This is a genomic window from Brachybacterium kimchii (assembly GCF_023373525.1).
Taxonomy (GTDB): domain Bacteria; phylum Actinomycetota; class Actinomycetes; order Actinomycetales; family Dermabacteraceae; genus Brachybacterium; species Brachybacterium kimchii.
Genome location: NZ_CP097218.1, coordinates 3,079,952 through 3,101,016, shown reverse-complemented (window position 1 = coordinate 3,101,016; position 21,065 = coordinate 3,079,952). Strand labels below are relative to the sequence as shown.

General features: G+C 72.6%; 20 protein-coding genes and 1 riboswitch. Of the genes, 14 read left to right on the top strand and 6 right to left on the bottom strand.

What is annotated here, in order from left to right; genetic code table 11:
- Nucleotides 1–16 precede the first annotated feature (16 nt).
- The 3 genes from M4486_RS14190 to M4486_RS14180 form a co-directional block, all read right to left on the bottom strand.
- A complete protein-coding gene (locus tag M4486_RS14190) occupies nucleotides 17–805 on the bottom strand; it encodes an SDR family NAD(P)-dependent oxidoreductase (RefSeq protein ID WP_249477881.1) in 789 nt (262 codons plus the stop codon).
- A 52-nt stretch (nucleotides 806–857) separates the two neighbouring features.
- Complete coding sequence (locus M4486_RS14185) at nucleotides 858–2,294, bottom strand: MFS transporter (RefSeq protein ID WP_249477880.1); 1,437 nt, start codon at nucleotides 2,292–2,294, stop codon at nucleotides 858–860.
- 125 nt (nucleotides 2,295–2,419) lie between these two features.
- Nucleotides 2,420–2,983: a TetR/AcrR family transcriptional regulator gene (locus tag M4486_RS14180; protein WP_249477879.1), complete on the bottom strand. Its 564-nt coding sequence runs from the start codon at nucleotides 2,981–2,983 to the stop codon at nucleotides 2,420–2,422.
- Nucleotides 2,984–3,109: 126 nt separating this feature from the next.
- Between M4486_RS14180 and M4486_RS14175 the strand changes: the two genes are divergently transcribed.
- The 7 genes from M4486_RS14175 (at nucleotide 3,110) to M4486_RS14145 (ending at nucleotide 9,278) form a co-directional block, all read left to right on the top strand.
- Nucleotides 3,110–3,619, top strand: a complete 510-nt coding sequence (locus M4486_RS14175) for a DoxX family protein (protein ID WP_249477878.1) — start codon at nucleotides 3,110–3,112, stop codon at nucleotides 3,617–3,619.
- A gap of 96 nt (nucleotides 3,620–3,715) precedes the next feature.
- Complete coding sequence (locus tag M4486_RS14170; RefSeq protein ID WP_249477877.1) at nucleotides 3,716–4,975, top strand: MFS transporter; 1,260 nt, start codon at nucleotides 3,716–3,718, stop codon at nucleotides 4,973–4,975.
- A gap of 32 nt (nucleotides 4,976–5,007) precedes the next feature.
- Entirely contained in the window at nucleotides 5,008–5,727 is a 720-nt protein-coding gene (locus tag M4486_RS14165; RefSeq protein ID WP_249477876.1) for a Pr6Pr family membrane protein, read from the top strand.
- Between the two features lie 132 nt (nucleotides 5,728–5,859).
- The gene (locus tag M4486_RS14160) at nucleotides 5,860–7,020 is read left to right on the top strand and encodes a glycerol dehydrogenase (protein WP_249477875.1); all 1,161 of its coding nucleotides are present in this window, start codon (nucleotides 5,860–5,862) and stop codon (nucleotides 7,018–7,020) included.
- 254 nt (nucleotides 7,021–7,274) lie between these two features.
- On the top strand, nucleotides 7,275–7,562 hold the full coding sequence (locus tag M4486_RS14155) for a DUF1540 domain-containing protein (RefSeq protein ID WP_200502019.1): 288 nt from the start codon (nucleotides 7,275–7,277) through the stop codon (nucleotides 7,560–7,562).
- A gap of 166 nt (nucleotides 7,563–7,728) precedes the next feature.
- Nucleotides 7,729–8,358 (top strand): plasmid pRiA4b ORF-3 family protein, encoded by a 630-nt coding sequence (locus M4486_RS14150; protein ID WP_249477874.1) that lies wholly within the window; start codon nucleotides 7,729–7,731, stop codon nucleotides 8,356–8,358.
- 128 nt (nucleotides 8,359–8,486) lie between these two features.
- Nucleotides 8,487–9,278, top strand: a complete 792-nt coding sequence (locus M4486_RS14145) for an SDR family oxidoreductase (protein ID WP_249477873.1) — start codon at nucleotides 8,487–8,489, stop codon at nucleotides 9,276–9,278.
- A gap of 129 nt (nucleotides 9,279–9,407) precedes the next feature.
- On the opposite strand, the gene M4486_RS14140 is transcribed toward M4486_RS14145, so the two are convergent.
- The gene (locus tag M4486_RS14140; RefSeq protein ID WP_249477872.1) at nucleotides 9,408–10,331 is read right to left on the bottom strand and encodes a VOC family protein; all 924 of its coding nucleotides are present in this window, start codon (nucleotides 10,329–10,331) and stop codon (nucleotides 9,408–9,410) included.
- 218 nt (nucleotides 10,332–10,549) lie between these two features.
- Nucleotides 10,550–10,620: riboswitch (Fluoride riboswitch) on the top strand.
- Between the two features lie 11 nt (nucleotides 10,621–10,631).
- On the opposite strand from M4486_RS14140, the gene M4486_RS14135 reads away from it, so the two are divergent.
- The 4 genes from M4486_RS14135 to eno all read left to right on the top strand — a co-directional run bounded on the left by M4486_RS14135 (nucleotide 10,632) and on the right by eno (nucleotide 15,894).
- Complete coding sequence (locus M4486_RS14135) at nucleotides 10,632–12,362, top strand: MutS-related protein (protein WP_249477871.1); 1,731 nt, start codon at nucleotides 10,632–10,634, stop codon at nucleotides 12,360–12,362.
- A complete protein-coding gene (locus M4486_RS14130) occupies nucleotides 12,359–13,936 on the top strand; it encodes a MutS-related protein (RefSeq protein WP_249477870.1) in 1,578 nt (525 codons plus the stop codon). Before M4486_RS14135 ends, M4486_RS14130 begins: the two co-directional genes overlap by 4 nt.
- Nucleotides 13,933–14,496 (top strand): universal stress protein, encoded by a 564-nt coding sequence (locus M4486_RS14125; RefSeq protein WP_249477869.1) that lies wholly within the window; start codon nucleotides 13,933–13,935, stop codon nucleotides 14,494–14,496. Before M4486_RS14130 ends, M4486_RS14125 begins: the two co-directional genes overlap by 4 nt.
- Nucleotides 14,497–14,622: 126 nt before the next feature.
- Entirely contained in the window at nucleotides 14,623–15,894 is a 1,272-nt protein-coding gene (gene eno, locus M4486_RS14120) for a phosphopyruvate hydratase (protein ID WP_249477868.1), read from the top strand.
- Nucleotides 15,895–15,909: 15 nt separating this feature from the next.
- Here eno and M4486_RS14115 read toward each other — a convergent pair whose 3' ends face one another.
- Nucleotides 15,910–16,491 (bottom strand): nucleoside deaminase, encoded by a 582-nt coding sequence (locus M4486_RS14115; protein ID WP_249477867.1) that lies wholly within the window; start codon nucleotides 16,489–16,491, stop codon nucleotides 15,910–15,912.
- A 318-nt stretch (nucleotides 16,492–16,809) separates the two neighbouring features.
- Here M4486_RS14115 and M4486_RS14110 point away from each other — a divergent pair, with 318 nt between their 5' ends.
- Complete coding sequence (locus tag M4486_RS14110) at nucleotides 16,810–17,490, top strand: GntR family transcriptional regulator (RefSeq protein WP_249477866.1); 681 nt, start codon at nucleotides 16,810–16,812, stop codon at nucleotides 17,488–17,490.
- Nucleotides 17,491–17,513: 23 nt separating this feature from the next.
- On the opposite strand, the gene M4486_RS14105 is transcribed toward M4486_RS14110, so the two are convergent.
- On the bottom strand, nucleotides 17,514–18,908 hold the full coding sequence (locus tag M4486_RS14105) for an aminotransferase class I/II-fold pyridoxal phosphate-dependent enzyme (RefSeq protein ID WP_249481152.1): 1,395 nt from the start codon (nucleotides 18,906–18,908) through the stop codon (nucleotides 17,514–17,516).
- Nucleotides 18,909–19,116: 208 nt separating this feature from the next.
- Here M4486_RS14105 and pdxS point away from each other — a divergent pair, with 208 nt between their 5' ends.
- Together pdxS and pdxT are read left to right on the top strand one after the other, a co-directional pair.
- On the top strand, nucleotides 19,117–20,052 hold the full coding sequence (gene pdxS / locus M4486_RS14100) for a pyridoxal 5'-phosphate synthase lyase subunit PdxS (RefSeq protein ID WP_283257930.1): 936 nt from the start codon (nucleotides 19,117–19,119) through the stop codon (nucleotides 20,050–20,052).
- Nucleotides 20,046–20,756: a pyridoxal 5'-phosphate synthase glutaminase subunit PdxT gene (gene pdxT / locus M4486_RS14095; protein ID WP_249477865.1), complete on the top strand. Its 711-nt coding sequence runs from the start codon at nucleotides 20,046–20,048 to the stop codon at nucleotides 20,754–20,756. Before pdxS ends, pdxT begins: the two co-directional genes overlap by 7 nt.
- The last annotated feature ends 309 nt before the right edge of the window (nucleotides 20,757–21,065 follow it).

Genomic DNA, 21,065 nt, shown 5'->3' with positions numbered 1-21,065 from the left:
GCGCCTCACGCGCCGCTCACGCGATGTGGGAGCCCCCGTTGATGTCGAGGGTGACGCCGGTGAGGTAGCCGCCGTCGCGTCCCAGCAGGTAGGCGATGCCCCCGGCCACGTCCTCGACGGTGCCCACGCGCCCCACGGGCAGCTCCTGGAGCAGGAAGGTCTTGCGCTCGTCGCTCAGGCGGCCGCCCATGATGTCGGTGTCGATCGAGCCGGGGGCCACGCAGTTCGCGGTGATCCCGTACTCGCCGAGCTCGCGCGCCCAGGTGCGGGCCATGCCCAGCAGCGCCGCCTTCGACCCGGAGTAGGCGGCGCGTCCGTAGACGCCTCCGCCGCGCTCGGCCGAGGCGCTCGAGACGTTCACGATCCGCCCCAGGCTGTGGCGGCGGAACACCTTCACCGCCTCGCGGGTCACGAAGTAGGTGCCGTGCACATTGACGTCGAACACCCGCTTCCACTCCTCGGTGCCGACCTCCGTGAACGGGGTCGGCGAGGAGATGCCGGCGTTGTTGACCACCCCGACGAGCTGCGGGAGCTCCGCGTCGATGCGGGCCACGGCGTCGACCACGGCCTGCTCGTCGGAGATGTCGACCCCGAGACCGAGCGCGGGCATGCCGGTCTCCTCGGAGATCCGGGCGGCGACGGCCTCGCTCGCGGCAGCGTCGAGGTCGAGCACGGCGACGGCCCAGCCGTCGCGCGCGAGCCGGTGCGCCGTCGCACGGCCGATGCCGCGCTCGGAGGCGGCGCCGGTGACGATCGCCGTCGGACGATCGGGGAAATCGGAGGCCGGGTAGGCGGGAACGGGCATGATGTCCTCTCGTCGTGAGCGTGAGCGGCGTGGTGGTCGTGGTCGTCTGCGTCTATGCCTCGGGCTCGCCCTTCAGTGCCGCCTCCTGCAGGTGCGCCGTCTCGGACTCCACGTAGCCGTAGACCTCCGGCAGGATGAACTTGGCGGAGAGGAAGCCGATCAGCGAGAGCACGGAGACGGCGAGGGTCGCGCCGACGGGTCCCCAGGCGGCCGTCATGACCGGGAAGACGAACGCTCCGAAGAACGACGCCGCCTTCACGAACACGTAGCCGAAGCCCGATGCCGTGCCCTTGAAGCGCGGCGGGGCGACCATCGACACGATCGTCATGCCGTTCGAGGCGTCCCAGTAGTGGCCCCACATGAGCACGAGCGCGGCGATCACGATCAGCGGCTTGATGTCGGCCCCGAGCGCGAAGGCGCCCGCGACCAGGCCGATGAACGCCATCCCGTAGCCGGCCATGGCGAGCCCGCGGTGGCCGAGCTTCGGCAGCACGATCGGGGCGGTGAAGCCGGAGACCGTCGCCACGCAGTAGATGAGCGCGGTGATGAGGTTGGTGCCGATGTAGCTCTCGGTGCCGTCGCCGCTCGTGCTCACGCCCACGCCGGCGACCACGAGGATCACCGGCAGGTAGAAGCCGAAGGCGGTGAACTCGGCGCCCTGCATGGCGTTGGAGATCCAGCCGAAGATCGTGCTGCGCTTCTTGATCGGGTCGGCCCACATGACCTTGAGGAAGTCGCTGACCTTCACGCGGGGCAGCTCGACGTCCTCGTCGGGCAGCATCTCCAGGGGGTCACCGAACAGCTTCTCGGAGGACTGCTTGGCCTGCCGGAAGCGCCCGCGCTGCACGAGCGAGAGCGGGGTCTCCGGGAGGTTCACGCGGGAGATGAGCAGGATGATCGCGGGGATCGCCCCGAGGGCGAGGCCCACGCGCCAGAGGATCTCGTGGGGCATGCCGGTCGCGTACATGATCGTGACGATGACGATCGCGGCGACCTCGCCCAGGCCGAACATGAACTGCCAGCGGCTGCCCATCTGCTCGCGCTTGCCCTTGGGCATGGACTCCATGATGTAGGCGTAGCCGTTGGAGATGTCGCTGCCCAGAGGGATGCCGATGAGGAAGCGGATGATGATGAGGTCCCAGATGTTCTGGGAGAAGCCCTGGACGATCGCCAGCACGATGAACAGCGCCATCGTCAGCAGGAAGACCTTCTTGCGGCCCAGGCGGTCCGCCACGTAGCCGCCGATCAGCGCGCCCACCAGGGCGCCGCCCTGGACGGCCGCGGTGGCCAGGCCCAGCTGGATCGCCGTCGGCTCGTACTCGTTCTTGATGAAGATCAGCAGGAACGAGATCGCGTACAGGTCCCACGCCTCGATGAGGATCGTCGAGATCATCATCCAGCCGCCGCGGGTCGAGGACCCCGTGCCCGGCTTGTTCTGCAGCCTGATGGTGGCCATGTCGGAGAGCTCTCGCACGCGCGATGCGTCCATCTCTGCCCCTCTTCCACGTCGTCGTGCCGGGGCGGGTCGTCCCGGAATCCAGGGGCCAACTGAAGCCCCGCGGGGGCGCGCGCGTCAAGCCCGGGCGCGGGATCTGGACGCGGACCGCGGTGCGTTCACTCCCGCAGGGTCTGCGCGAAGAGTCGCACGATCTCCTCGGCCGGGTCATCGTCGCCCTCGCCCGGGACAGCGCGGGTCAACTGCCCCTCGCGCTCGAGGATCGCGGCGCCGTGGGCGAGGGCCCAGAACATGACGGCGTGCTCGCGGGTCTCGCCGTGGGCGGCGATCGGCGCGAAGGCCCTCCGCTGTGCGGCGATGAGGTCGGGATCGCGCGTCTCGAGCAGGGAAATGCGGAACATGAGCGAGAACAGGGTGGGCTCCTGCGCGGCGAAGCGCACGTACGCCTCGCCCAGGGCGGTGAGCGATGCGGGATCCCCCGCCTCCGCGAGCCGCTCGGCGAGCGCACCGAACCCCTTCGTCGCGAGAGCGGTGAGCATGCCGCGCATCCCCCCGAACACGTAGCCGGGGGCGGCGTGGGAGACGCCCGCCCGGCGGGCGACGGCGCGCAGCCGGAGACCTTCGGGGCCGTGCTCGGCGAGCTCGACCTCGGCCGCGGAGAGCAGGCTCGCGCGCAGGTCGGTGTCCCGTGCGGCGCTCGGGCTCTCGTCGGATCGTGGCATGCCCCCACTGTCGCGCCGACGCTTGACACTGTCAAGCCGGCGTTCTAGCCTCGACGCAGGGCTTGACACTGTCAAGCGGGGTCGTCGGCAGATGTCCACCGACATCATCGCGAGGAAGGAACAGCCATGGAGCCATTGATCGTCCTGGTCACGGTCACGGGCGTCGCGGAGGTCATCGCGCGCCGGCGCGGACACCCGGATCCCGAGGGCGTCGCCCTGCGCGCCGGGGTCTGCGCGATGTTCCTGCTCACCGGCACCGTCCATTTCATCGGGAAGCGCGAGGAGCTGATCGCGATGGTCCCGGGGCAGCTCCCGTGGCCGGGGGCCGTCGTTACCGTGACCGGCGTGCTCGAGCTGCTCGGCGCGCTGGGGCTCCTGGACCGCCGGCTGGCGCCCTGGGCCGCGCGCGGGCTGGGCATCCTCCTCGTCGCCATGTTCCCGGCGAACGTGCATCTCGCCCTGACCGGCGACGACCTGCCGTGGTGGGACCACCTGGTGCCGCGCACCCTCATGCAGGGCGCCTTCCTCGCCGCGGTCGCGGGGATCGCCCTGCCCGCCCTGCGTGGTCGTCCGCGTCGTCCGCGTCGTCGCGTCGCGGATCCGGACCCTGGACCCCTCGGCCCGACCATCCAGTGACCCCCTCATGACCTGGGCGTGCGGAGCGGTCTAGGGTGATCTGCGGTCGGTGCTCGCCCCCGTCGGCCCTCCTCGCACCGGCCCCCACCCCAGGAGATGATCCGCACGACCGCCACCGCACCCCGGCGCTTCGCGGCCCTGCGCGACGGGCACTCGCGCCCCTACCTGTTCACCGCCGGGCTCTCGATGATGGGCGACAACATCGAGCACGTCATCACCTACTGGGTGCTGTGGAACCGGTTCCACTCCCCCGGCCTGGTGGGCTTCGAGGTGATCAGCCACTGGCTGCCGTTCCTGCTGCTGTCGGTGTGGTTCGGCGGGCTCGCCGAGCGCTTCGACTGCCGGCGCATCATCCAGATCGCCCAGGGACTGTTCGCCTTCGTGTCCCTGGCCTGGGGCGTCCTCTTCCTCACGGGCACGCTGGAGATGTGGCACGCGTGCGTGCTGCTGGTCCTGCACGGCTGCGCGGGCGCGCTGTGGGCCCCCGCCGAGCAGCTCCTGCTCCACGACTTCGCCGAGCCCGAGGACCTCCCCGGCGCCGTGCGCCTGAACGCGACCTTCCGCAGCCTCGGCGTGCTCGCCGGGCCCGTGGTCGGCTCGGTGCTGATGCTGGTGCTCGGGCCGACATGGGGCATCTTCGCGAACGTCCTGTTCTACCTGCCGATGACACTGCTCATGCTGCGCACCCCCTTCACCGGCCACACGCGCAGCGGCTTCGTGCGCCGCGAGCGCCTGAGCATCCTGGACTCCTTCTCGGTGCTGCGCACGGTGCGCTCCGACACGGTGCTGATCGCGATGATCGTGCTCGCGGGCCTGGTCGCGGTGTGCGTCGGCTCCTCCCTGCAGGTCTCGATGCCCTCCTTCGCCGACGCGCTCGGCGCGGGCTCCGCGGGGCTCGGCTACGGGGTGCTGCTGTTCGCCAACGGCGCCGGCGGGGTGCTCGGGGGCTTCCTGCTCGAGGCCACGGGGATCGTGCGGCCCGACACCCGCGCGGCCGTCGTCGCGACCTTCCTCTTCGGGCTGACGACGGTGGTGGTCGCGACCACCTCGCACTACGCGATCGCGGTGATCGCCCTGGTGTTCGGGGGCGTCGCGAACATGGCGGCGATGTCGATCGGCCAGGCCGTCGTGCAGCTGCGCGCCCCGATCGAGCAGCGCGGACGCGTGGTCGGTGTGTACAACATGATCGGCAGCGGCCTGCGCACCGGCAACGGGCTCACCCTCGCCCTGCTCGGCGCCGCGGTGGGTGTGACCGGCGCGGTGCTGGTGGGAGGGGCCGTGCTCGCGATCGGCTCGGTGCTGATCGCGGTGCTCGTGTGGGTCGGCTTCTCGCGAGCCCGGCGCGTCCGGGGCTGAGGGACGGCCGCGCTCCGGTGGACAATGCGTGCATGCCCAGCGCCGCGTCCGCTCCCCCGCCCACCTCGCTCGACGCCGGAGGTGCGGCCGTCCCTCTCGGCGCGGCCCCGCGGATCCTCTGGGGGATCGTCGCGGTGTGCGCCGTGTTCGGGATGTGCGGCTCGTTCGCGCAGACCGTGGGCACCGCGCTCTCCCCGGCCGACGGGCCCGGCCTGATCGCGGGCATCGTCCGCTACTTCTCCTACTTCACGATTCTCACGAACCTGTTCGTCGCCCTCGTCGCGGTCTCCCTCACGGTCGGCAGACGCCCGGGGCCGTTGCTGCGCGTGCTCACCCTCAACGCGGTCACGGGCATCGTGATCACCGGCGTCGTGAACTGGTTCCTGCTGCGGCCGGGCGCGGTGATCGCTCCCGGCATGCCGACGATCCTGGACACCGTCCAGCACATGGCGGTCCCCGTGCTCGCGCCGGTGGCGTGGCTGGTGATCGGTCCGCGAGGCCACGTGCACGCGCGCACCTTCGCCGCGAGCCTGGTCTTCCCGCTCGCCTACCTGGTCTGGACCCTCGTCCACGGGGCCGTGACCAGCTGGTACCCGTACCCGTTCATCGACATCCCGCGCGTGGGCTACGCCAGCGCGCTCACCGTGGGCGGGCTGATCCTGGTGATCATGTGCCTCCTCGCGGCCCTCTGCTGGGCGTGGGACAGGTGGCGGGGGCGGCGCAGGTGGCGGGCGCGGCGCGCAGCCGCCTGAGCGGCCTCTCCCGGGCGCCTTCTCGGCCGACGAGAACCCCCGTTGCCCGCCCCCTCGGCCCCGGCGAAGACTCGGTGGCATCAGGGGCCCGCAGCGCCGGGCCTGACCGTCGGCCCGAAGGAGCGCCGTGCCATGCCCTCCACCACCTCTCCCTCACTCACCGTCCTCGCCAGCCCCAGCCGCTACGTCCAGGGAAAGGGGGCGCTCGACGAGCTCGGCGCCCACCTCGCCGCCCTCGGCCGCAACCCGCTGATCGTCGCCGACGACACCGTGTGGGGCCTGTTCTCCCAGCAGGTCACCGATGCCCTGGCCGCGACGGATCTTCCCACCACGCGCGTGGGCTTCGAGCGGTTCGCGACGCCGGAGGCCGTGGACTCGCTGGTCGACGTGATCGCCGCGGGCGGGCACGACGTGATCGTGGGGCTCGGCGGCGGGTCGACGATCGACGCCGCGAAGGCCTCGGGCCACCTCGCGCGGATCCGCTGGGCGAGCGTGCCCACGGCGGCCTCCTCCGATGCGCCGACGTCCTCGCTCGCCGTCATCTACACGGCCGACGGCGAGTTCGTCGAGTACCGCTTCTTCCCCCGCAACCCCGACCTGGCGCTCATCGACACCCGGGTCGTCGCGAACGCCCCCGTGCGCTTCCTCGCGGCCGGGATCGGGGATGCCCTGGCCACGTGGCTCGAGGCCCGCGCGACCCGCCGCGGCACGGCCGACGCGATGGCCGGCGGACGCCCCACCCGCGCCGGGACCGCGCTCGCGGAGCTCAGCTGGGACATCCTGTGGGAGAACGCGCTGCCGGCGCTCGACGCGGTCGCCGCGCACGTCGTCACGCCCGCCCTGGAGGCGGTGGTCGAGGCGAACACGCTGCTCTCGGGCCTGGGCTTCGAGTCCGGCGGCCTGGCCGCGGCGCACGCGATCCACAACGGGCTCACGGCCGCCCCGCAGACCCACGGACTCACCCACGGCCAGAAGGTGAACATCGGCTCCCTCGCCCAGCTGATCCTCGAGGGCGCACCCACGGCGGAGATCGAGGACTTCATCGCCTTCACCACGCAGGTCGGACTGCCCAACACGCTCACCGAGATCGGGCTGAGCCCCGAGGACCGCGACGAGATCGAGGCCGTCGCCGAGGCCGCGACCGTCGAGGGCGAGACGATCCATGCGATGCCCTTCCCGGTGACGGCGGGCCAGGTCGTGGACGCGCTCATCGCGACCGAGGGCATCAGCCGACGGGTCCGCTCCGAGCGCGGCCTGCCCGCGCCCGAGCTCTATACGGGCGGGGGCCACTGAGCCCAGGGGGACGCCGCCGAGGCCCGGCAGGGGCCGCGGTGCAGGCCCAGCAGGGGCCGCGGTGCAGGCCCTCGAGGCGTTTCGCCGCCAACGCAATTACGAACCTCGCGGCTTTTAGAAAAGCAGGGGCTTTTCGAAATACGTCCGTCACCTTAAGAGGTAAGGCAGGTATTCCTTTCTAGAATTCTGCGCAGAGTGCGTCTATTCTTCCTGCAGAGCCCGCGATGTGGGCGCTGACCTGCACAGGAGGAGACATGACCGCCATCGAGATGCCGAAGGTGACCGAGTGCTCGGTCACCGGATGCTCCTACAACCATGACGGCTGCACCGCATTCGCGGTGACGGTCGATGCCGATCACGACTGCGCGACGTTCATCCCCTTGGACACCAAGGGCGGCCTCTCGAAGGTCGTCTCGCAGGTGGGCGCGTGCCAGCAGACGGACTGCGTGTTCAACAAGGACCTCGAGTGCTCGGCCGGTTCCGTGCGCATGGGTCCGGGCGCCGGCGCCGCTGCCGAGTGCCTCTCCTTCCAGCAGGCCTGAGCCGCACCCGCTTCCCCGCCCCGTCGGCCCGTCGCTCCCTCGAGCGGCGGGCCGACGGCGTGCCCAGGCAGGTCGCCGTGCCGCGGCGCGACGCGGGGCGACGCTGTGCCGCGGGACGTCGCAAGCTCCCCGGCCGGCGCCCATCGAACGGCCTACCGTGGGCTGCATGACGATCCTCGATCTCCACGTGACCCTCGTCGACTGCGAGCCCGCCGTGTGGCGGGAGGTGCGCGTGCCCTCCGACGTGCTGCTCACCGATCTGCACCAGGTGCTGCAGGTCGCGATGGGCTGGGAGGACAAGCACCCGCACGGCTTCGGCCGCGGCGAGAGCTACTGGACGGCGAGCGCGCGCTGGCTCCTCGAGCCGGCGTCCGAGGAGGCCGAGGAGCGCGGCGTCACCCTCGAGGACGCCCTGGGCGAGGGCACCGTCCTGACGTATCTGTACGACATGGGGGACGATTGGGAGCATCGCGTCGCCGTGGCCGGCACCGCCGAGGGCACCACGGCGCACGCGGAGCTGCTGTGCGGCCAGGGCGCCTGCCCGCCCGAGGACTCCGGCGGGATCTTCGGCTTCGCCGAGCTGGTCGCGGCGCTGCGCCGCGTGCAGGCCGGCGAGGAGCCCGACGGCTGGGACGCGGATCGCCTCCACCATCTCGTGGGCGACGGCGACGCCCACGAGCTGGCGACGAAGCTGCTGGACTTCGACGACGTGGCGGTGAGCACCGAGCTCGAGAGCGCCCCGATCACGGAGCTCGGCTCCCTGCGCGGCCAGGACGAGGACCCGCACTTCCCCTGAGGTCGCCCCCTTCGATGTCGCTGTGTGAGGTCTCGAGCCCCTATATGCGTTGAGACCTCACCCGGCGACATCGACGAGCCCGGCCCCGTCCCAGCCCGCGCTCTCCCCGTCGGCGTAGCCTCGCGAACATGACCGACGAGACCACCGCCCCCGCCCCCACCCGGATCGCCCTCATCACGGGCGCCAACAAGGGCATCGGCTTCGAGACGGCCCGGCAGCTGGGGCGCCTCGGCTTCACCGTGCTGCTCGGCGCCCGCGACGAGGAGCGAGGCCGCACCGCCGAGCAGACCCTGCGCGATGAGGGCATCGACGCCCGCGCCGTCCGCCTCGACGTCACCGACGAGAACTCCGTGCGCGCGGCCGAGCAGTGGGTCTCCGCCCGCTACGACCACCTGGACGCCCTGGTCAACAACGCGGGCGTGCCCAGCGTCGGCGGGCATCGGGCCGCGCCGAGCGACACCTCGATCCAGGACATGCGCTCGGTCTACGAGATCAACGTGTTCGGGGTGGTGCGCGTGACCAACGCGTTCCTGCCGCTGCTGCGCAATGCCCCCGCGGCGCGCATCGTGAACGTCTCCAGCGAGATCGGCTCGATGGACGCGACCGTGAACCCGGGCTCCCCGGTGAGCGGCACGCCCGCCTCGATCCAGTACCCGAGCTCGAAGGCGGCGGTGAACATGATGACCGTGCAGTACGCCAAGGAGCTGCGGGACACCCCGATCAAGGTCAACGCCGCGAACCCGGGCTTCACCGACACCGACTTCACCCAGCACCGCGGGATCCGCCCCGTCGAGCAGGGCGCCGAGCCCAGCGTGCACCTCGCGACCCTCCTCGCGGACGGCCCGAGCGGCGTCCTCTGGGGTCACCTGTGGACCACGGAGGGCGACGGCGACGGCGGCTACGGCATCCTGCCCTGGTGACGCGCGCCTGAGCGGGCCGACGCCGACGGGGCGCCAGCGGGCGACGCTCCGCCACCGTGCGACGGACCGCCGGAGGCCGGCGGGCCCGAGGACGGTGCCCGTCGGCCCTCCGCTCACCAGCGGAGCAGCTCAGCGGCGGAGGAGCTCCTCAGCGCTGGTGCCGGGCACGGCGAGGCTGACCTGCGTGCCCCAGGGGTCGTGGACGACGACGCGATGGGACTCGTCGGCGTACTCGATGCCCGCGCGGCGCAGGCGCGCCACGAGCGCGTCGAGGTCCTCGCGGCCGGGCACGGTGATCGCGACGTCGCCGAGCCCCAGGGTCGCGGCGCGCGGCCCGGCGCCGGCGCTGTTCCACACGTTCATCGCCACGTGGTGGTGGTAGCCGCCGGCGGAGGCGAAGAGGGCGCCGGGGTGGTTGCCCACGGTGGTCTCGAAGCCGAGGGCGTCGATGTAGAAGCGGCGAGCGGTGGGCACGTCCCCGACCTGCAGGTGCACGTGCCCGACCTTGCCCGCCCGCGAGGGGCCGGCGGCGACGACGTCCTGGTCCAGGTGCGCGGTGAGGTAGGCGTTGGGCTCCAGGTAGAGCGAGTCCATCTGCACCTCGCCGTTGCGCCACGTCCACTGGTCGCGCGGACGGTCGATGTAGAGCTCGATCCCGTTGCCCTCGGGATCGGTGAAGTAGAAGGCCTCGGAGACCAGGTGGTCGGCCGAGCCCACGTACCGGCTGCGCGGATCGGAGGCGGCCCGGGCGACGGTCGCCGCGAGGGACGCCTGGTCCTCGAAGAGGAACGCGGTGTGGAACAGGCCCGCGGCGCGCGGGTCGACGGCGGGCAGGCCGGGCGTGCCGATGAGGCGGATCATCGGCACCTGGCCGCGGCCGAGCACCCAGTGCACCTCGGTGCCGCGGGTGCGCTCCTCCATCGGTTCGAGCGCGAGAGCGTTGGAGTAGTAGGAGGCCATGTTCTCGAGATCGCCCACGCGCAGCGTGACGGCGTCCATCCCGGTCTCGGGGTTCAGATGCAGCTCGTCGGTCACGGACGCGGTCGCGGTCATGGGGGCTCTCCTTCGTCGTCGGCTTCGGCCTCGCGGCCACCCTTCCCGAGGGTCGACGTTTGTTGTTGAAGATTCATCTATAGTATGCCCGCCTCCTCCCCCGCTGGCAAGGACGCGTGCGTCACAGCGCAGACCGCCGATCTGAGAGCTCGCGTCCCGCGGATCTCCGCCGGCACACGGGGCTCCCGGGGCTTGTGGAGTCCCTCCGCGAGGTGCATCCTGGCCGTGGCGATGGTGCTCGCCGGGGCAGAGAGCCCGAACCGCTTCGGCCGATGGCGCCTGTGACGAGAGGAGTCACAGGTGCGCCCGGAATCGAAGTCCGTCTTCACCAGCATCCTGTGGCCGCGCGGCGCCGCCCCGGCCCCCGACGCGACCGCCGGGGCCACGTCGGCCCTGCACGACCTCGCCCTCGACCAGATCCTCACGAGGATCGCGGAGAGCGCTCCAGCGGCGCGCGCGGCATGGACCCGTCCGCTCTCCGACCCCGCCGAGATCACCTACCGCCAACGCGTCTTCACCGCTCTCGAGGATCAGGCCCTGCGCCGCGGGGTCCAGGCGTTCCTGCAGGCCGCGGCGCGATCCGCGCGTCTCGAGGCGGCCGCGGCCGACTCCCGCTCGCCGCTTCTGAGCGTGCTGCGGCACTGCCGCGCGCTCGCGGTGTGGACCGGAGCCGTGGACGCGCTCGACGCCCTCCTCGCCGCACGGATCGTGGCCGTCGACGTCGGGGCGGACGGCGGATCGCTCGAGGCCGAGGCGGCCACCCGCGACGGCCACGGCAGCACGGCGCCCGACGGCTGGCATCTGCTCGCCGAGCACGTGCGATCCCTGCGGCGCTCGCCCGCCTTCACGAGCCTCTCGGCCGACGCGCGTGCGGCGCGCGAGCACCTCGCCGCGTTCCGCTACGACGCCCTCCTGCGCCCCGGCCGCGTCGTCGTCGGCCCGCGCCAGGCCACGGACGACCTGATCGAGCACACGCGCGCGGTGCTCTCCGGCTTCGCGGATCCCGCCCCCGTCGCACCTTGTGACGAGGGCGCGGAGCACGCGAGCGGCTCGGACGACGACGCGACGGCGGCGGCAGGATCGACGACGGGGACGACGACGGAGACGACAGAGTCGACGGAGATGCTCGACCACGTCCAGCTCTGGATACTCGAGCACGCGAGCACGCTGGCGCCGGAGCTCTTCGACCCGATCCGCGGGATCGCCGCCCGCACCGCCGACTTCCGGGATCCCGTGCTGGTCCGCTTCGCCGACGAGGTCCGCTTCTACCTGGCCCTGCGGGACATGCTCGCCCCGATGCGCCGGGCCGGACTGCCGGTCTGCATCCCGCAGGTCACGGGCGCCGCGCCCTCTGCGACCGACGATCGCACGCTCGAGGTGGAGTCCGCCTGGGACCTCGCGCTCGGCGCGCGCCTCACGGCCGACGGGACCGAGATCGTCACCAACGACGTGGCGCTGCGCGGCGCCGAGAGGATCCTCGTGGTCTCGGGCCCGAACCAGGGCGGGAAGACCACGCTCGCCCGCACCGTCGGCCAACTCCATCACCTCGCCGCCCTGGGATGCCCGGTCCCCGCGGCGAGCGCCAGGATCCCGCTGACCGACCAGGTCATGTGCCTGTTCGAGCGCGAGGAGGACCTCGATGCGGTCGAGGGAAGGCTCGCCCGCGAGGTGACGCGGCTGCACTCCATGCTCGGGCGCTCCACCCCTCGCACGCTGCTCGTCATCAACGAGGCTTTCGCCTCGACGGCCCTGGCCGACGCCCGCGTCCTCACCCGCGACGTGCTCGAACGGATCATCGATCGCGGCGCGAGCGCGGTGTGCGTGACGTTCATCGACGAGCTCTCCCGGCTCGGCCCCGCCACCGTCAGCATGGTCGCCCAGGTGGATCCCGAGGACCCCGCCCGCCGCACGCTGCGCGTGGTGCGGGCTCCTGCGGCCGGGCGCGCCTTCGCCCGGGCGCTGGCCGAGCGCCACGGCCTGGCCCCGGCCCTCATCGCCGAGCACCTGCACGCGATGGGGGCATCGCGATGAGGACAGGACTGCTCGATCCCGTCGGCACCCGTCACCCCGCCCGCGAGCGCGCCGACTCCGCACTCGCCCGCCCCTCCGAGCCGCTGCCCCCGGAGCTCACCGACGACCTCGCCGACGACCTGCACCTCGAGCGTCTGCTCGCGGCGATGTCCGACGGCGACCGGCTCACCCGCGACGCGGCCCGGCAGGTGCTCCTGCATCCCCGGTCCGACCCCGCCGTCATCGAGCACCGACAGCGCGCGCTCTCGGACTGCCTGCACCATCGCGAGCGGGTCGAGGAGCTGTTCACGCTCTGCCAGGACGCGCTCGCGGTGCGCCGGGACATCCTCTGGCTGCCGCTGCGCGGTCACCCCTCCTCCGAGCTCTCCTCGAACGTGCGCCGGCTCGGTGCTCTCGCCGACCACCTCGAAGGCCTCCACACGCTCTGCGCGGGGATCGAGGACGAGTTCTCCTCCCCCGCGTTCCGCGACCTCGCGGCGCGGCTGGCCCCGCAGACCTGCCCGTCGGCCCTGGATGACCTGCGCGCCCTGCTGCGCGAGCTCGCGCTGCCGGACGGCCTTCTGGTCACGGCCGGCGCGAGGGCCGACGGGACCGTCGACCCGGTGCTGCCGCGGCGCACAGGCCTCACCCACCCCCGTCTGCTCACCCGACTGCCGATGGGCCATCCCCGCGAGACGTTCGTGCTCCCCGAGCGGGACCAGGCGGGCGGCGAAGCCCTCGCCGCGCTGCGCGACCGCGCGCTCGGGGAGCTCGCCCGCCTCACCACGGACGCGGTCGAGGAGATCACCGGCTTCTTCGCGGATCTGCGGCGCGAACTGGCGTTCTACCGCGGCGCCGTGCGCCTCGTCGACACCCTGCGAGGTCTCGGCGCACCGGTGTGCTGGCCCGATCCGGGCACGCCCGACACGACCGCGGCGCTCGGCCTCTACGATCCCTGCCTGGCGCTGCAGCGCCGAGAGGCGCCGGTGGGCAACGACCTGGAGCTGCACGGTGCCGGACTGCTCGTCGTCACCGGCGCGAACGAGGGCGGGAAGTCCACGCTCCTGCGGGCCCTGGGACTCGCCCAGCTCATGATGCAGGCCGGGATGGCGGTCGCCGCCGAGCAGTTCGCCGCCCGACCCGTCGGCCGCGTGCTCACGCACTTCGCGCGAGAGGAGGACGCGCAGCTCGTGCACGGCAAGCTCGACGAGGAGCTCGAGCGGATGCACCGGATCGTGGAGGCGATCGCGCCCGCCGACCTGCTGCTGTGCAACGAGTCCTTCGCCTCCACGGACGAGGCCGAGGGCTCCGAGCTGCTCCTCGAGGTCACCCGTGCGCTGGTCGACGGCGGTGTGCAGATCCGCACCGTCACCCACCTCTTCGACTTCGCCGACTCCCTCGCACAGGACGAGGACGTGGGCGCCGCGTTCCTGCGCGCACCGCGGGACGGCGGCTACCGCCTCGCGGAGGGCCCGCCGCTGCGCACGAGCTTCGGCGTCGACCTCTACGACCGCACCTTCGGCACGACCCTGGCCCACCCGCGCACCCGCCCCCGATCCGACACCCCAGCAGTTCCGAAGGAGGAACGACCATGACCACCGACCCCGCACCGCAGACCTCCCCCACACCCCCGTCCGACGCGCCGAGGATCGTCGTCGGTCTCGCCCCGCACCAGAGCGAGGCCGTGGTGACCACGGCCGCCCGGCTGGCCCGCGAGCTGCACGCGCATCTGGTGTGCGCATGGGCGGATCCCGCGCAGATGACCGTCGCCACGGGCCCCGACGGGGCCGTGGTGACGGTGCCCCTGGATCCCGACGCGGCCGACGACGACCAGGACGACCAGGAGGCCGCCGGGACGGCCGGTGACCCCCTGGCGGAGGAGCTCCACCGCGTGCTCGACGCGCACGACGTGACCTGGGAGATCCGCACCCTCGCGGGAGCGCCCGCCCGGGAGATCGCGCAGCTGGCCGACGAGGTCGAGGCCGCGCTCATCGTCGTCGGCACCCGGCAGAAGGGTCTGCGCGAGTCGGTGCGCGAATTCGTCAGCGGCTCGGTCGCCGTGCAGCTCGCACATCGTCAGCACCGACCGCTCGTGGTGGTGCCCCTGGAACCCGTCGGCCTCGACGACGTCCTGCCCTGGGACACCGAGGACTGAAGGGGCCGCGCCCCGCCGACCTGCCCGCCCCGATCTGACCTCGCCCGACCCGACCCGACCCGACCGACTCGAACCGAACCGAACCGAACCCACCTCATCGAACTGAACCCACCCGAGGAGCACACCATGACCAGCGATCTCGTCCTCACCTCCCTGCGCGCCCGGCCGATCCTCGACTCGCGCGGCTTCCCGACCGTCGAGGTCACGGCCACGACGGCCGACGGCGCGCTGCTGCGCGCGGCCTCGCCTGCGGGCGCCTCCACCGGCGCCCACGAGGCGGTCGAGCTGCGCGACGGCGGCCCGGCCTTCTCCGGCAAGGGGGTCGACGGCGCCGTGCGCAGCGTCGACGTTCACCTCGCGGAGCTGCTCGTGGGCCCCACGTGGTCGTCGCTCGAGGACGCCGACGCCGCGATGGCCGAGCTCGACTCCACCCAGGGATACGCGAGCCTGGGCGCGAATGCCGTCGTCGCGGTCTCGATGGTGCTCGCGAGGGGCTTCGCCCACGCCGCCGGCATGGAGCTGTGGGAGTGGTTCGCCGCGCACACCGGGAGCGCCCCTCTGCTCCCGGTCCCCCACTTCAACGTGCTGAACGGCGGCGCGCATGCCGCGAACGACCTGGATCTCCAGGAGTTCATGATCGCGCCCGTCGGCGCGCGGGACGAGGCCGAGGCGGTCGCGATGGGCGCCGAGGCGCATCACGCCCTCGGTGCCCTGGTGCGCGAGCGGTACGGGACGGCGGGCCTCGGCGACGAGGGCGGCTTCGCTCCGGCGCTCGCTGATCCCCGGGAGGCGCTCGACCTGCTCATGGAGGGGATGGAACGCGCGGGCCTCGTGCCCGGGCGGGAGGAGATGGCGATCGCCCTGGATCCCGCGGCCAACGGGTTCCATCGCGGGGGCGGCCTCTATCGTGTCGCGGGCCGGGACATGGATCGTGAGCAGCTCGCGAACCTCTACACGCGGCTGCTCGGGGACTACCCGATCCGCAGCCTCGAGGACGGCTTCGCGGAGGACGACCTCGAGGGGTGGCGGGTCCAGGCCCGTGAACTGGGAGGACGCGTTCAGCTGGTGGGCGACGACCTCTATGTCACCGACCCCGTGCGGATCCGTGACGGTGCGGCGCGCGGACTCTCCGACGCGGTGCTCATCAAGCCCAACCAGATCGGCACGATCTCCCAGACCCTCGCGGCGATCCGCACCGCTCGTGAGGCCTCGATGGCCTGCATGATCTCCCACCGTTCGGGCGAGACCTGGGACGACTTCATCGCGGATCTCGCCGTCGGCACCGGCGTGGGCCAGATCAAGGCCGGGGCGCCGGCCCGCGGTGAGCGAGTGGCGAAGTACAACCGGCTGATGGGCATCGCTCTCGCTCATTCCGAGCTGCCCTACGGACTGAGCTGAGGCACCCGGAGGAGCTCACTCCCCGCGAGGGTTGTAGACGAGGGAGTCCGAGGCGCCGAAGTCGCGCAGGACCTGAAGCGCCTGCGCATGGCGCACGCCGGCGGTCACGTCGATGCCGCGGGCAGAGAGCTGCTCCATCCAGTCGGCGACCATCGGGCCCTCGTCGAATCCCGTGGCCTCCTCGACCTCGGGACCGTCGGCTCCGATCACCAGTGAGCGCACGCCGCTCCACAGCACGGCGCCGAAGCACTGCACGCAGGTGCGTGCGTTGACGACGAGCTGGCGACGCGTGCCGCCCGCACCGAGGTCCCAGCCGCCCATCCGCTGCTGGGCGAGGGAGAGCGCGGTGACCTCGGCGTGCAGAGCGCTGAGCCCGGTGCGGGGCACGAGGTTCACGCCCACGGACAGCACGGTCCCGTCCTCCTCGACCACGAGTGCGGCGAACGGGCCCCCGTCGCCCGAGCGCCAGGTGAGATCGGCCAGCTCATCGGCCACGTCCATCCGCTCCTCGAGCGTGGGGAGCACGGCCGGCAGCTCCTCGAGACGGTCGACGAGCCATCCCGGGAGCTCCATATGCAGCGTCGTGACCAGGCCCATCGCGTGCTCCTCTCGAGGCGGAGGGGTTCGCCCACCGGACTCCCGCTTGCTGTGACGTGGGCTCATCGTACGAGGCCGGGGCGTGCGTCGAGCGGGTTCGGATCGGGTGCTGCACGAGATCCATCCAGTGCTCGCCCGAGTGCTCATCTTCTATGTATCCTGTAGTTCTCTACCGTGTGCATTCGCACCTCGCTGTATCGTCTGCAAATCTTCAGACGGTGTTTGCACATGCTTGGGATACTCTCCTTGCATCCGTGCGTCACAACTGCATCGCATCCGCACACACCCCCTCCCCAACGACCCACGAGAGGCACCGACATGGCCGCCAGGAACGACCGCGAGAGCGTGTTCACGACGCTGCGCAGTGAGATCCTCGAGGGCGAGCTCGCCCCCGGCGCTCCCCTGCGTGAAACGGCTCTGGCCAGCCGTTTCGAGGTCTCGCGCACGCCCGTGCGCGATGCTCTGTCGCGGCTCGAGCAGGCGGGGTTGGCCGTGCGCGCGGCGCGCGGTCTCGCCGTGCGCGGCGTGGACCCCCAGGTGCTCCTGCAGGCGCACGACGCGCGCATCCCGCTCGAGGAGCAGATCGCCGGCGATGCCGCCGTGCACCGCACCGTGCAGGACGTGCTGCGGCTCGAGGCGCTCCTGGACCGCGACCACGCACTCGAGGACTACGACCCCGCCGAGCTCGCCCGCCGCGACCTCGCCGCCCATCGGGCGCTGTGGACCGCCGCGCAGAACCCGGTGCTCAGCGAGCTGCTGGAGGCCCTGGCGGTCCACCTGGCACCCGGAGCGAGCGCGCTGCTCGAGGTGCAGGGGCGCTGGGAGGACTCCCTGGCCTCCCGCACCGAGATGCTGCGGGCCATCGGCGACCGGGATGCGGCGGCAGCGCGCGCGATCGCCCGCTCACGCCACGAGGCCGATCGCGAGGCCCGTCTGCAGCTGCTGCGCGAGGCCACGATCGCCGAGGCCGCACGGACCGAGGACGAGCCCCGCAACTGACCCGTGGCGAACGTCAGCCCAGGTCAGGCCCGCTCGCGCACCTCGCCCACGGAGGCGCTCAGGTCGTCGGCGAACGCCTGCGCCTCCTCGTCGTCGAGGTCGTGCACGGTGATGCGCAGGTGCTGGTCGGCCGACGCTCCGGCGCGCGGGGCCGTCGGCCCGTCGTCGGCCCCGAGGTCGAACTCGGCGCCGGTGCGCACGAGCCATCCGCGGCGCATCAGGCGCTCGGAGACCGCTCGGGCATCGACCCCGCACCCCACCCAGAGGCTCATCCCGTCCTGCTCCGCGACCTCGAGGTCGCGAGCTCGCAGGAGCTCGCGCATCCGGGCACTGCGATCGGCGTAGTGGGCGGCGGCGCGGTCGATGAGGGCGCGGGAGTCCTCGTCGGAGAGGAGGGCGTGCGCGATGCGCTGCAGGAGGTGGCTGACCCAGGTGGTGCCGGGGCTCAGGCGCAGGGCGAGGCGGGAGGCGGTGCGCTCGTCGGAGGCGACCAGCGCGAGGCACAGATCGGGGCCCAGGAACTTCGAGACCGAGCGGACCAGGGCCCAGCGCGCGTGCCCGGGACCGACGATCGAGCGGAACGGGGCGCGGGCGAGCATCGAGTAGTAGTCGTCCTCGATGACCAGCACGAACGGGTGGTCGGCCAGCACTGTGCGCAGCTGCTCGGCGCGGCGCGCGCTGAGCGAGGCCCCGGTGGGGTTCTGCGCCCGCGGGGTGCAGACGATCGCACGGACACCCGCCTCGAGCGCGGCCGTCAGGCCGTCGACGGTCATGCCCTCGTCGTCGACGGGGATGCCCACGGGCCGGTAGCCGCCCAGGCGCACGGTCTGGATGCTCGCGAGGAAGCAGGGGTCCTCGAGGCCCACGGCGTCGTCGCGCTCGAGGACCTGGGCGAGGAGACGCTCGATCGCATCGACGGCGCCGCCGGTGACGGTGATGTGCCGGGTCGAGGGGACATCCGGTTCCATCCACTGGCGCGCCCATGTCTCGAGACCGGCGTCGACCACGGGTTCGCCGTACAGCACGGGCCGGCCGGTGACCGCGCGCAGCGCCCGGGAGGGATCGGGGATGAAGCGCGGGGCGGGGTTGCCGCTCGCGACGTCGCGCAGCGGGCCCGCCGGTGCGGCGCCCTCCTGGGGGATGCGTGCGCGCCCCGCGATGCGGGTGCCGGCACGGCCCTGGGCGACCACGATGCCCGCACGGGACAGCCGGCGATAGGCGGCGACGGCGGTGTTGCGGTTGACCCCCACCTGCTCGGCCAGGGTGCGGACGGGCGGGAGCGGATCGCCGGCGCCCAGCACGCCGCGCTCAACGAGCCCGCGCACGCTGTCGGCGATCTCGAGGGCGGTGGATCCCGTGATGCCGGCGGTCGACGCGGCGGTCGATGCGGCGAGGGAGACGCTGTCCTGAGCGTTCACCGTCTGCTGCTCGCCGTCGTCCACGCTCGGCAGTCTAGGGGGCGGACCGTCGGCCGAACGACCCTCGAGGTACGGCCCGGGCCGTGCTACTTTTTGGCCTAGGTCATAGTTCCCACAGCCGCGCACCACCACTCGCCGCCGGGAACCGCCACCGCACACCCCCGCTTCACCCATCCACGCTCGCACCCGTGCACCCTGAGGAGACGCCATGAGCGCACCCGCATCCACCACCCCTGCCACCAGCGCCGACGCCGCGCAGGAGCCCGCCGCGGGCACCGTCCGCGTCAAGCGCGGACTCGCCGAGATGCTCAAGGGCGGCGTGATCATGGACGTCGTCGACGCCGAGCAGGCGAGGATCGCGCAGGACGCGGGCGCCGTCGCGGTGATGGCCCTCGAGCGCGTGCCCGCCGACATCCGCGCGCAGGGAGGCGTCGCCCGCATGAGCGACCCGCAGCTCATCGAGCAGATCCAGCAGGCCGTCACGATCCCCGTGATGGCGAAGGCCCGCATCGGCCACTTCGTCGAGGCGCAGATCCTGCAGGAGCTGGGCGTGGACTACGTGGACGAGTCCGAGGTCCTCTCCCCCGCCGACCACGCCCACCACATCGCCAAGCAGGACTTCACCGTGCCGTTCGTGTGCGGGGCGACGAACCTCGGCGAGGCCCTGCGGCGCATCGCCGAGGGCGCCGCGATGATCCGCTCCAAGGGCGAGGCCGGCACCGGCGACGTCTCCGAGGCCACCCGCCACATCCGCACCATCCGCGCCGAGATCCGCCGCCTGTCCTCCCTGCCCGAGGAGGAGCTCTACGTCGCCGCGAAGGAGCTGCAGGCCCCGTACCCGCTGGTCGCGGAGGTCGCGGCGACCGGGACACTGCCCGTCGTCCTCTTCACCGCCGGCGGGATCGCCACGCCGGCCGACGCCGCGATGATGATGCAGCTCGGGGCCGACGGCGTCTTCGTCGGCTCCGGCATCTTCACCTCCGGCGATCCCGCGAAGCGCGCCGCGGCCATCGTGCAGGCGACGACCTTCCACGACGATCCCTCCGTGGTCGCCGACGTCTCGCGCGGGCTCGGCAAGGCGATGGTCGGCATCAGCGTCGCGGACCTCCCGGCGCCGCACCGCCTGGCCGAGCGCGGATGGTGAGCTCCGAGGCGGCGAACGGAGCGCGCGGGGAGAGCCCACTGCCGGAGCTGCGCGTCGGCGTCCTCGCCCTGCAGGGCGACGTGCGCGAGCACGAGGCCATGCTGCGGGGACTCGGCGCCCACGTGGTGCGCGTGCGCCGGCCGACGGATCTCGAGCGCTTGGACGCGCTCGTGCTGCCGGGCGGCGAGTCCAGCGTCATCGACCGCCTCTCCCGCCTCACGGGCCTGCGCGGCCTGTTGCGGGAGCGCGTGCGCGACGGTCTCCCTGTGCTCGGCACCTGCGCGGGGCTCATCCTGCTGGCCGATCGGATCCTCGATGCCGCGCCGGGCCAGGAGACGTTCGGCGGCCTCGACGTGCTGGTGCGCCGCAACGCCTTCGGCACCCAGACCGACTCCTTCGAGACCGCCCTGGTCACGCCCGCGATCGATGGGCCGCCCGTGCGCAGCGCCTTCATCCGCGCACCGCTCGTCGAGGAGGTCGGCGGGGGCACGGCGGGGAGGGACGCCGCTGTCGAGGTGCTCGCGTCCCTGCCCGACGGCCGCGTGGTCGGGGTGCGCCAGGGCGACCGCATCGGCCTGGCCTTCCACCCGGAGGTCACCGGCGAGGACCGCTTCCATCGCCTGCTGGTCGAGGCGGCGCGGAGGTGGGCAGACGACACCGCGATGGAACGGACGGCCCGGGACATGCCGTGCGCGCGCGGATAGCCTGAGCACCACGGTCCTGTTCCCGCCGTCGCCGCTCCCATCGGGTGCCGCGACGTACGAGGAGGCCGTCGTCCGCCGTCGCGAAGGAGCCCGAAGATGAGCACCCCACCCACCTCGTCGACCGTGCCGTCGCCCGCCCCGTCGAACGTCCCGTGGCGCACGCTCGACGCGGGTCAGGCCTCCCGGATCCGCGTGTGGGAGCGTGGCAGCGGCGAGATCCGGACGGTCCACGTCTCGTCCGAGCGCCTCTTCGAGGCCCCGAACTGGCGGGCCGACGGGCAGCTGCTCGTGAACGCCGAGGGCGCGCTG

Coding starts and splice junctions, on each gene's coding strand:
- M4486_RS14190 (WP_249477881.1), bottom strand. CDS start 805: ATGCCCGTTCCCGCCTACCCGGCCTCCGATTTCCCCGATCGTCCGACG.
- M4486_RS14185 (WP_249477880.1), bottom strand. CDS start 2,294: ATGGACGCATCGCGCGTGCGAGAGCTCTCCGACATGGCCACCATCAGG.
- M4486_RS14180 (WP_249477879.1), bottom strand. CDS start 2,983: ATGCCACGATCCGACGAGAGCCCGAGCGCCGCACGGGACACCGACCTG.
- M4486_RS14175 (WP_249477878.1), top strand. CDS start 3,110: ATGGAGCCATTGATCGTCCTGGTCACGGTCACGGGCGTCGCGGAGGTC.
- M4486_RS14170 (WP_249477877.1), top strand. CDS start 3,716: ATGATCCGCACGACCGCCACCGCACCCCGGCGCTTCGCGGCCCTGCGC.
- M4486_RS14165 (WP_249477876.1), top strand. CDS start 5,008: ATGCCCAGCGCCGCGTCCGCTCCCCCGCCCACCTCGCTCGACGCCGGA.
- M4486_RS14160 (WP_249477875.1), top strand. CDS start 5,860: ATGCCCTCCACCACCTCTCCCTCACTCACCGTCCTCGCCAGCCCCAGC.
- M4486_RS14155 (WP_200502019.1), top strand. CDS start 7,275: ATGACCGCCATCGAGATGCCGAAGGTGACCGAGTGCTCGGTCACCGGA.
- M4486_RS14150 (WP_249477874.1), top strand. CDS start 7,729: ATGACGATCCTCGATCTCCACGTGACCCTCGTCGACTGCGAGCCCGCC.
- M4486_RS14145 (WP_249477873.1), top strand. CDS start 8,487: ATGACCGACGAGACCACCGCCCCCGCCCCCACCCGGATCGCCCTCATC.
- M4486_RS14140 (WP_249477872.1), bottom strand. CDS start 10,331: ATGACCGCGACCGCGTCCGTGACCGACGAGCTGCATCTGAACCCCGAG.
- M4486_RS14130 (WP_249477870.1), top strand. CDS start 12,359: ATGAGGACAGGACTGCTCGATCCCGTCGGCACCCGTCACCCCGCCCGC.
- M4486_RS14125 (WP_249477869.1), top strand. CDS start 13,933: ATGACCACCGACCCCGCACCGCAGACCTCCCCCACACCCCCGTCCGAC.
- eno (WP_249477868.1), top strand. CDS start 14,623: ATGACCAGCGATCTCGTCCTCACCTCCCTGCGCGCCCGGCCGATCCTC.
- M4486_RS14115 (WP_249477867.1), bottom strand. CDS start 16,491: ATGGGCCTGGTCACGACGCTGCATATGGAGCTCCCGGGATGGCTCGTC.
- M4486_RS14110 (WP_249477866.1), top strand. CDS start 16,810: ATGGCCGCCAGGAACGACCGCGAGAGCGTGTTCACGACGCTGCGCAGT.
- pdxS (WP_283257930.1), top strand. CDS start 19,117: ATGAGCGCACCCGCATCCACCACCCCTGCCACCAGCGCCGACGCCGCG.
- pdxT (WP_249477865.1), top strand. CDS start 20,046: ATGGTGAGCTCCGAGGCGGCGAACGGAGCGCGCGGGGAGAGCCCACTG.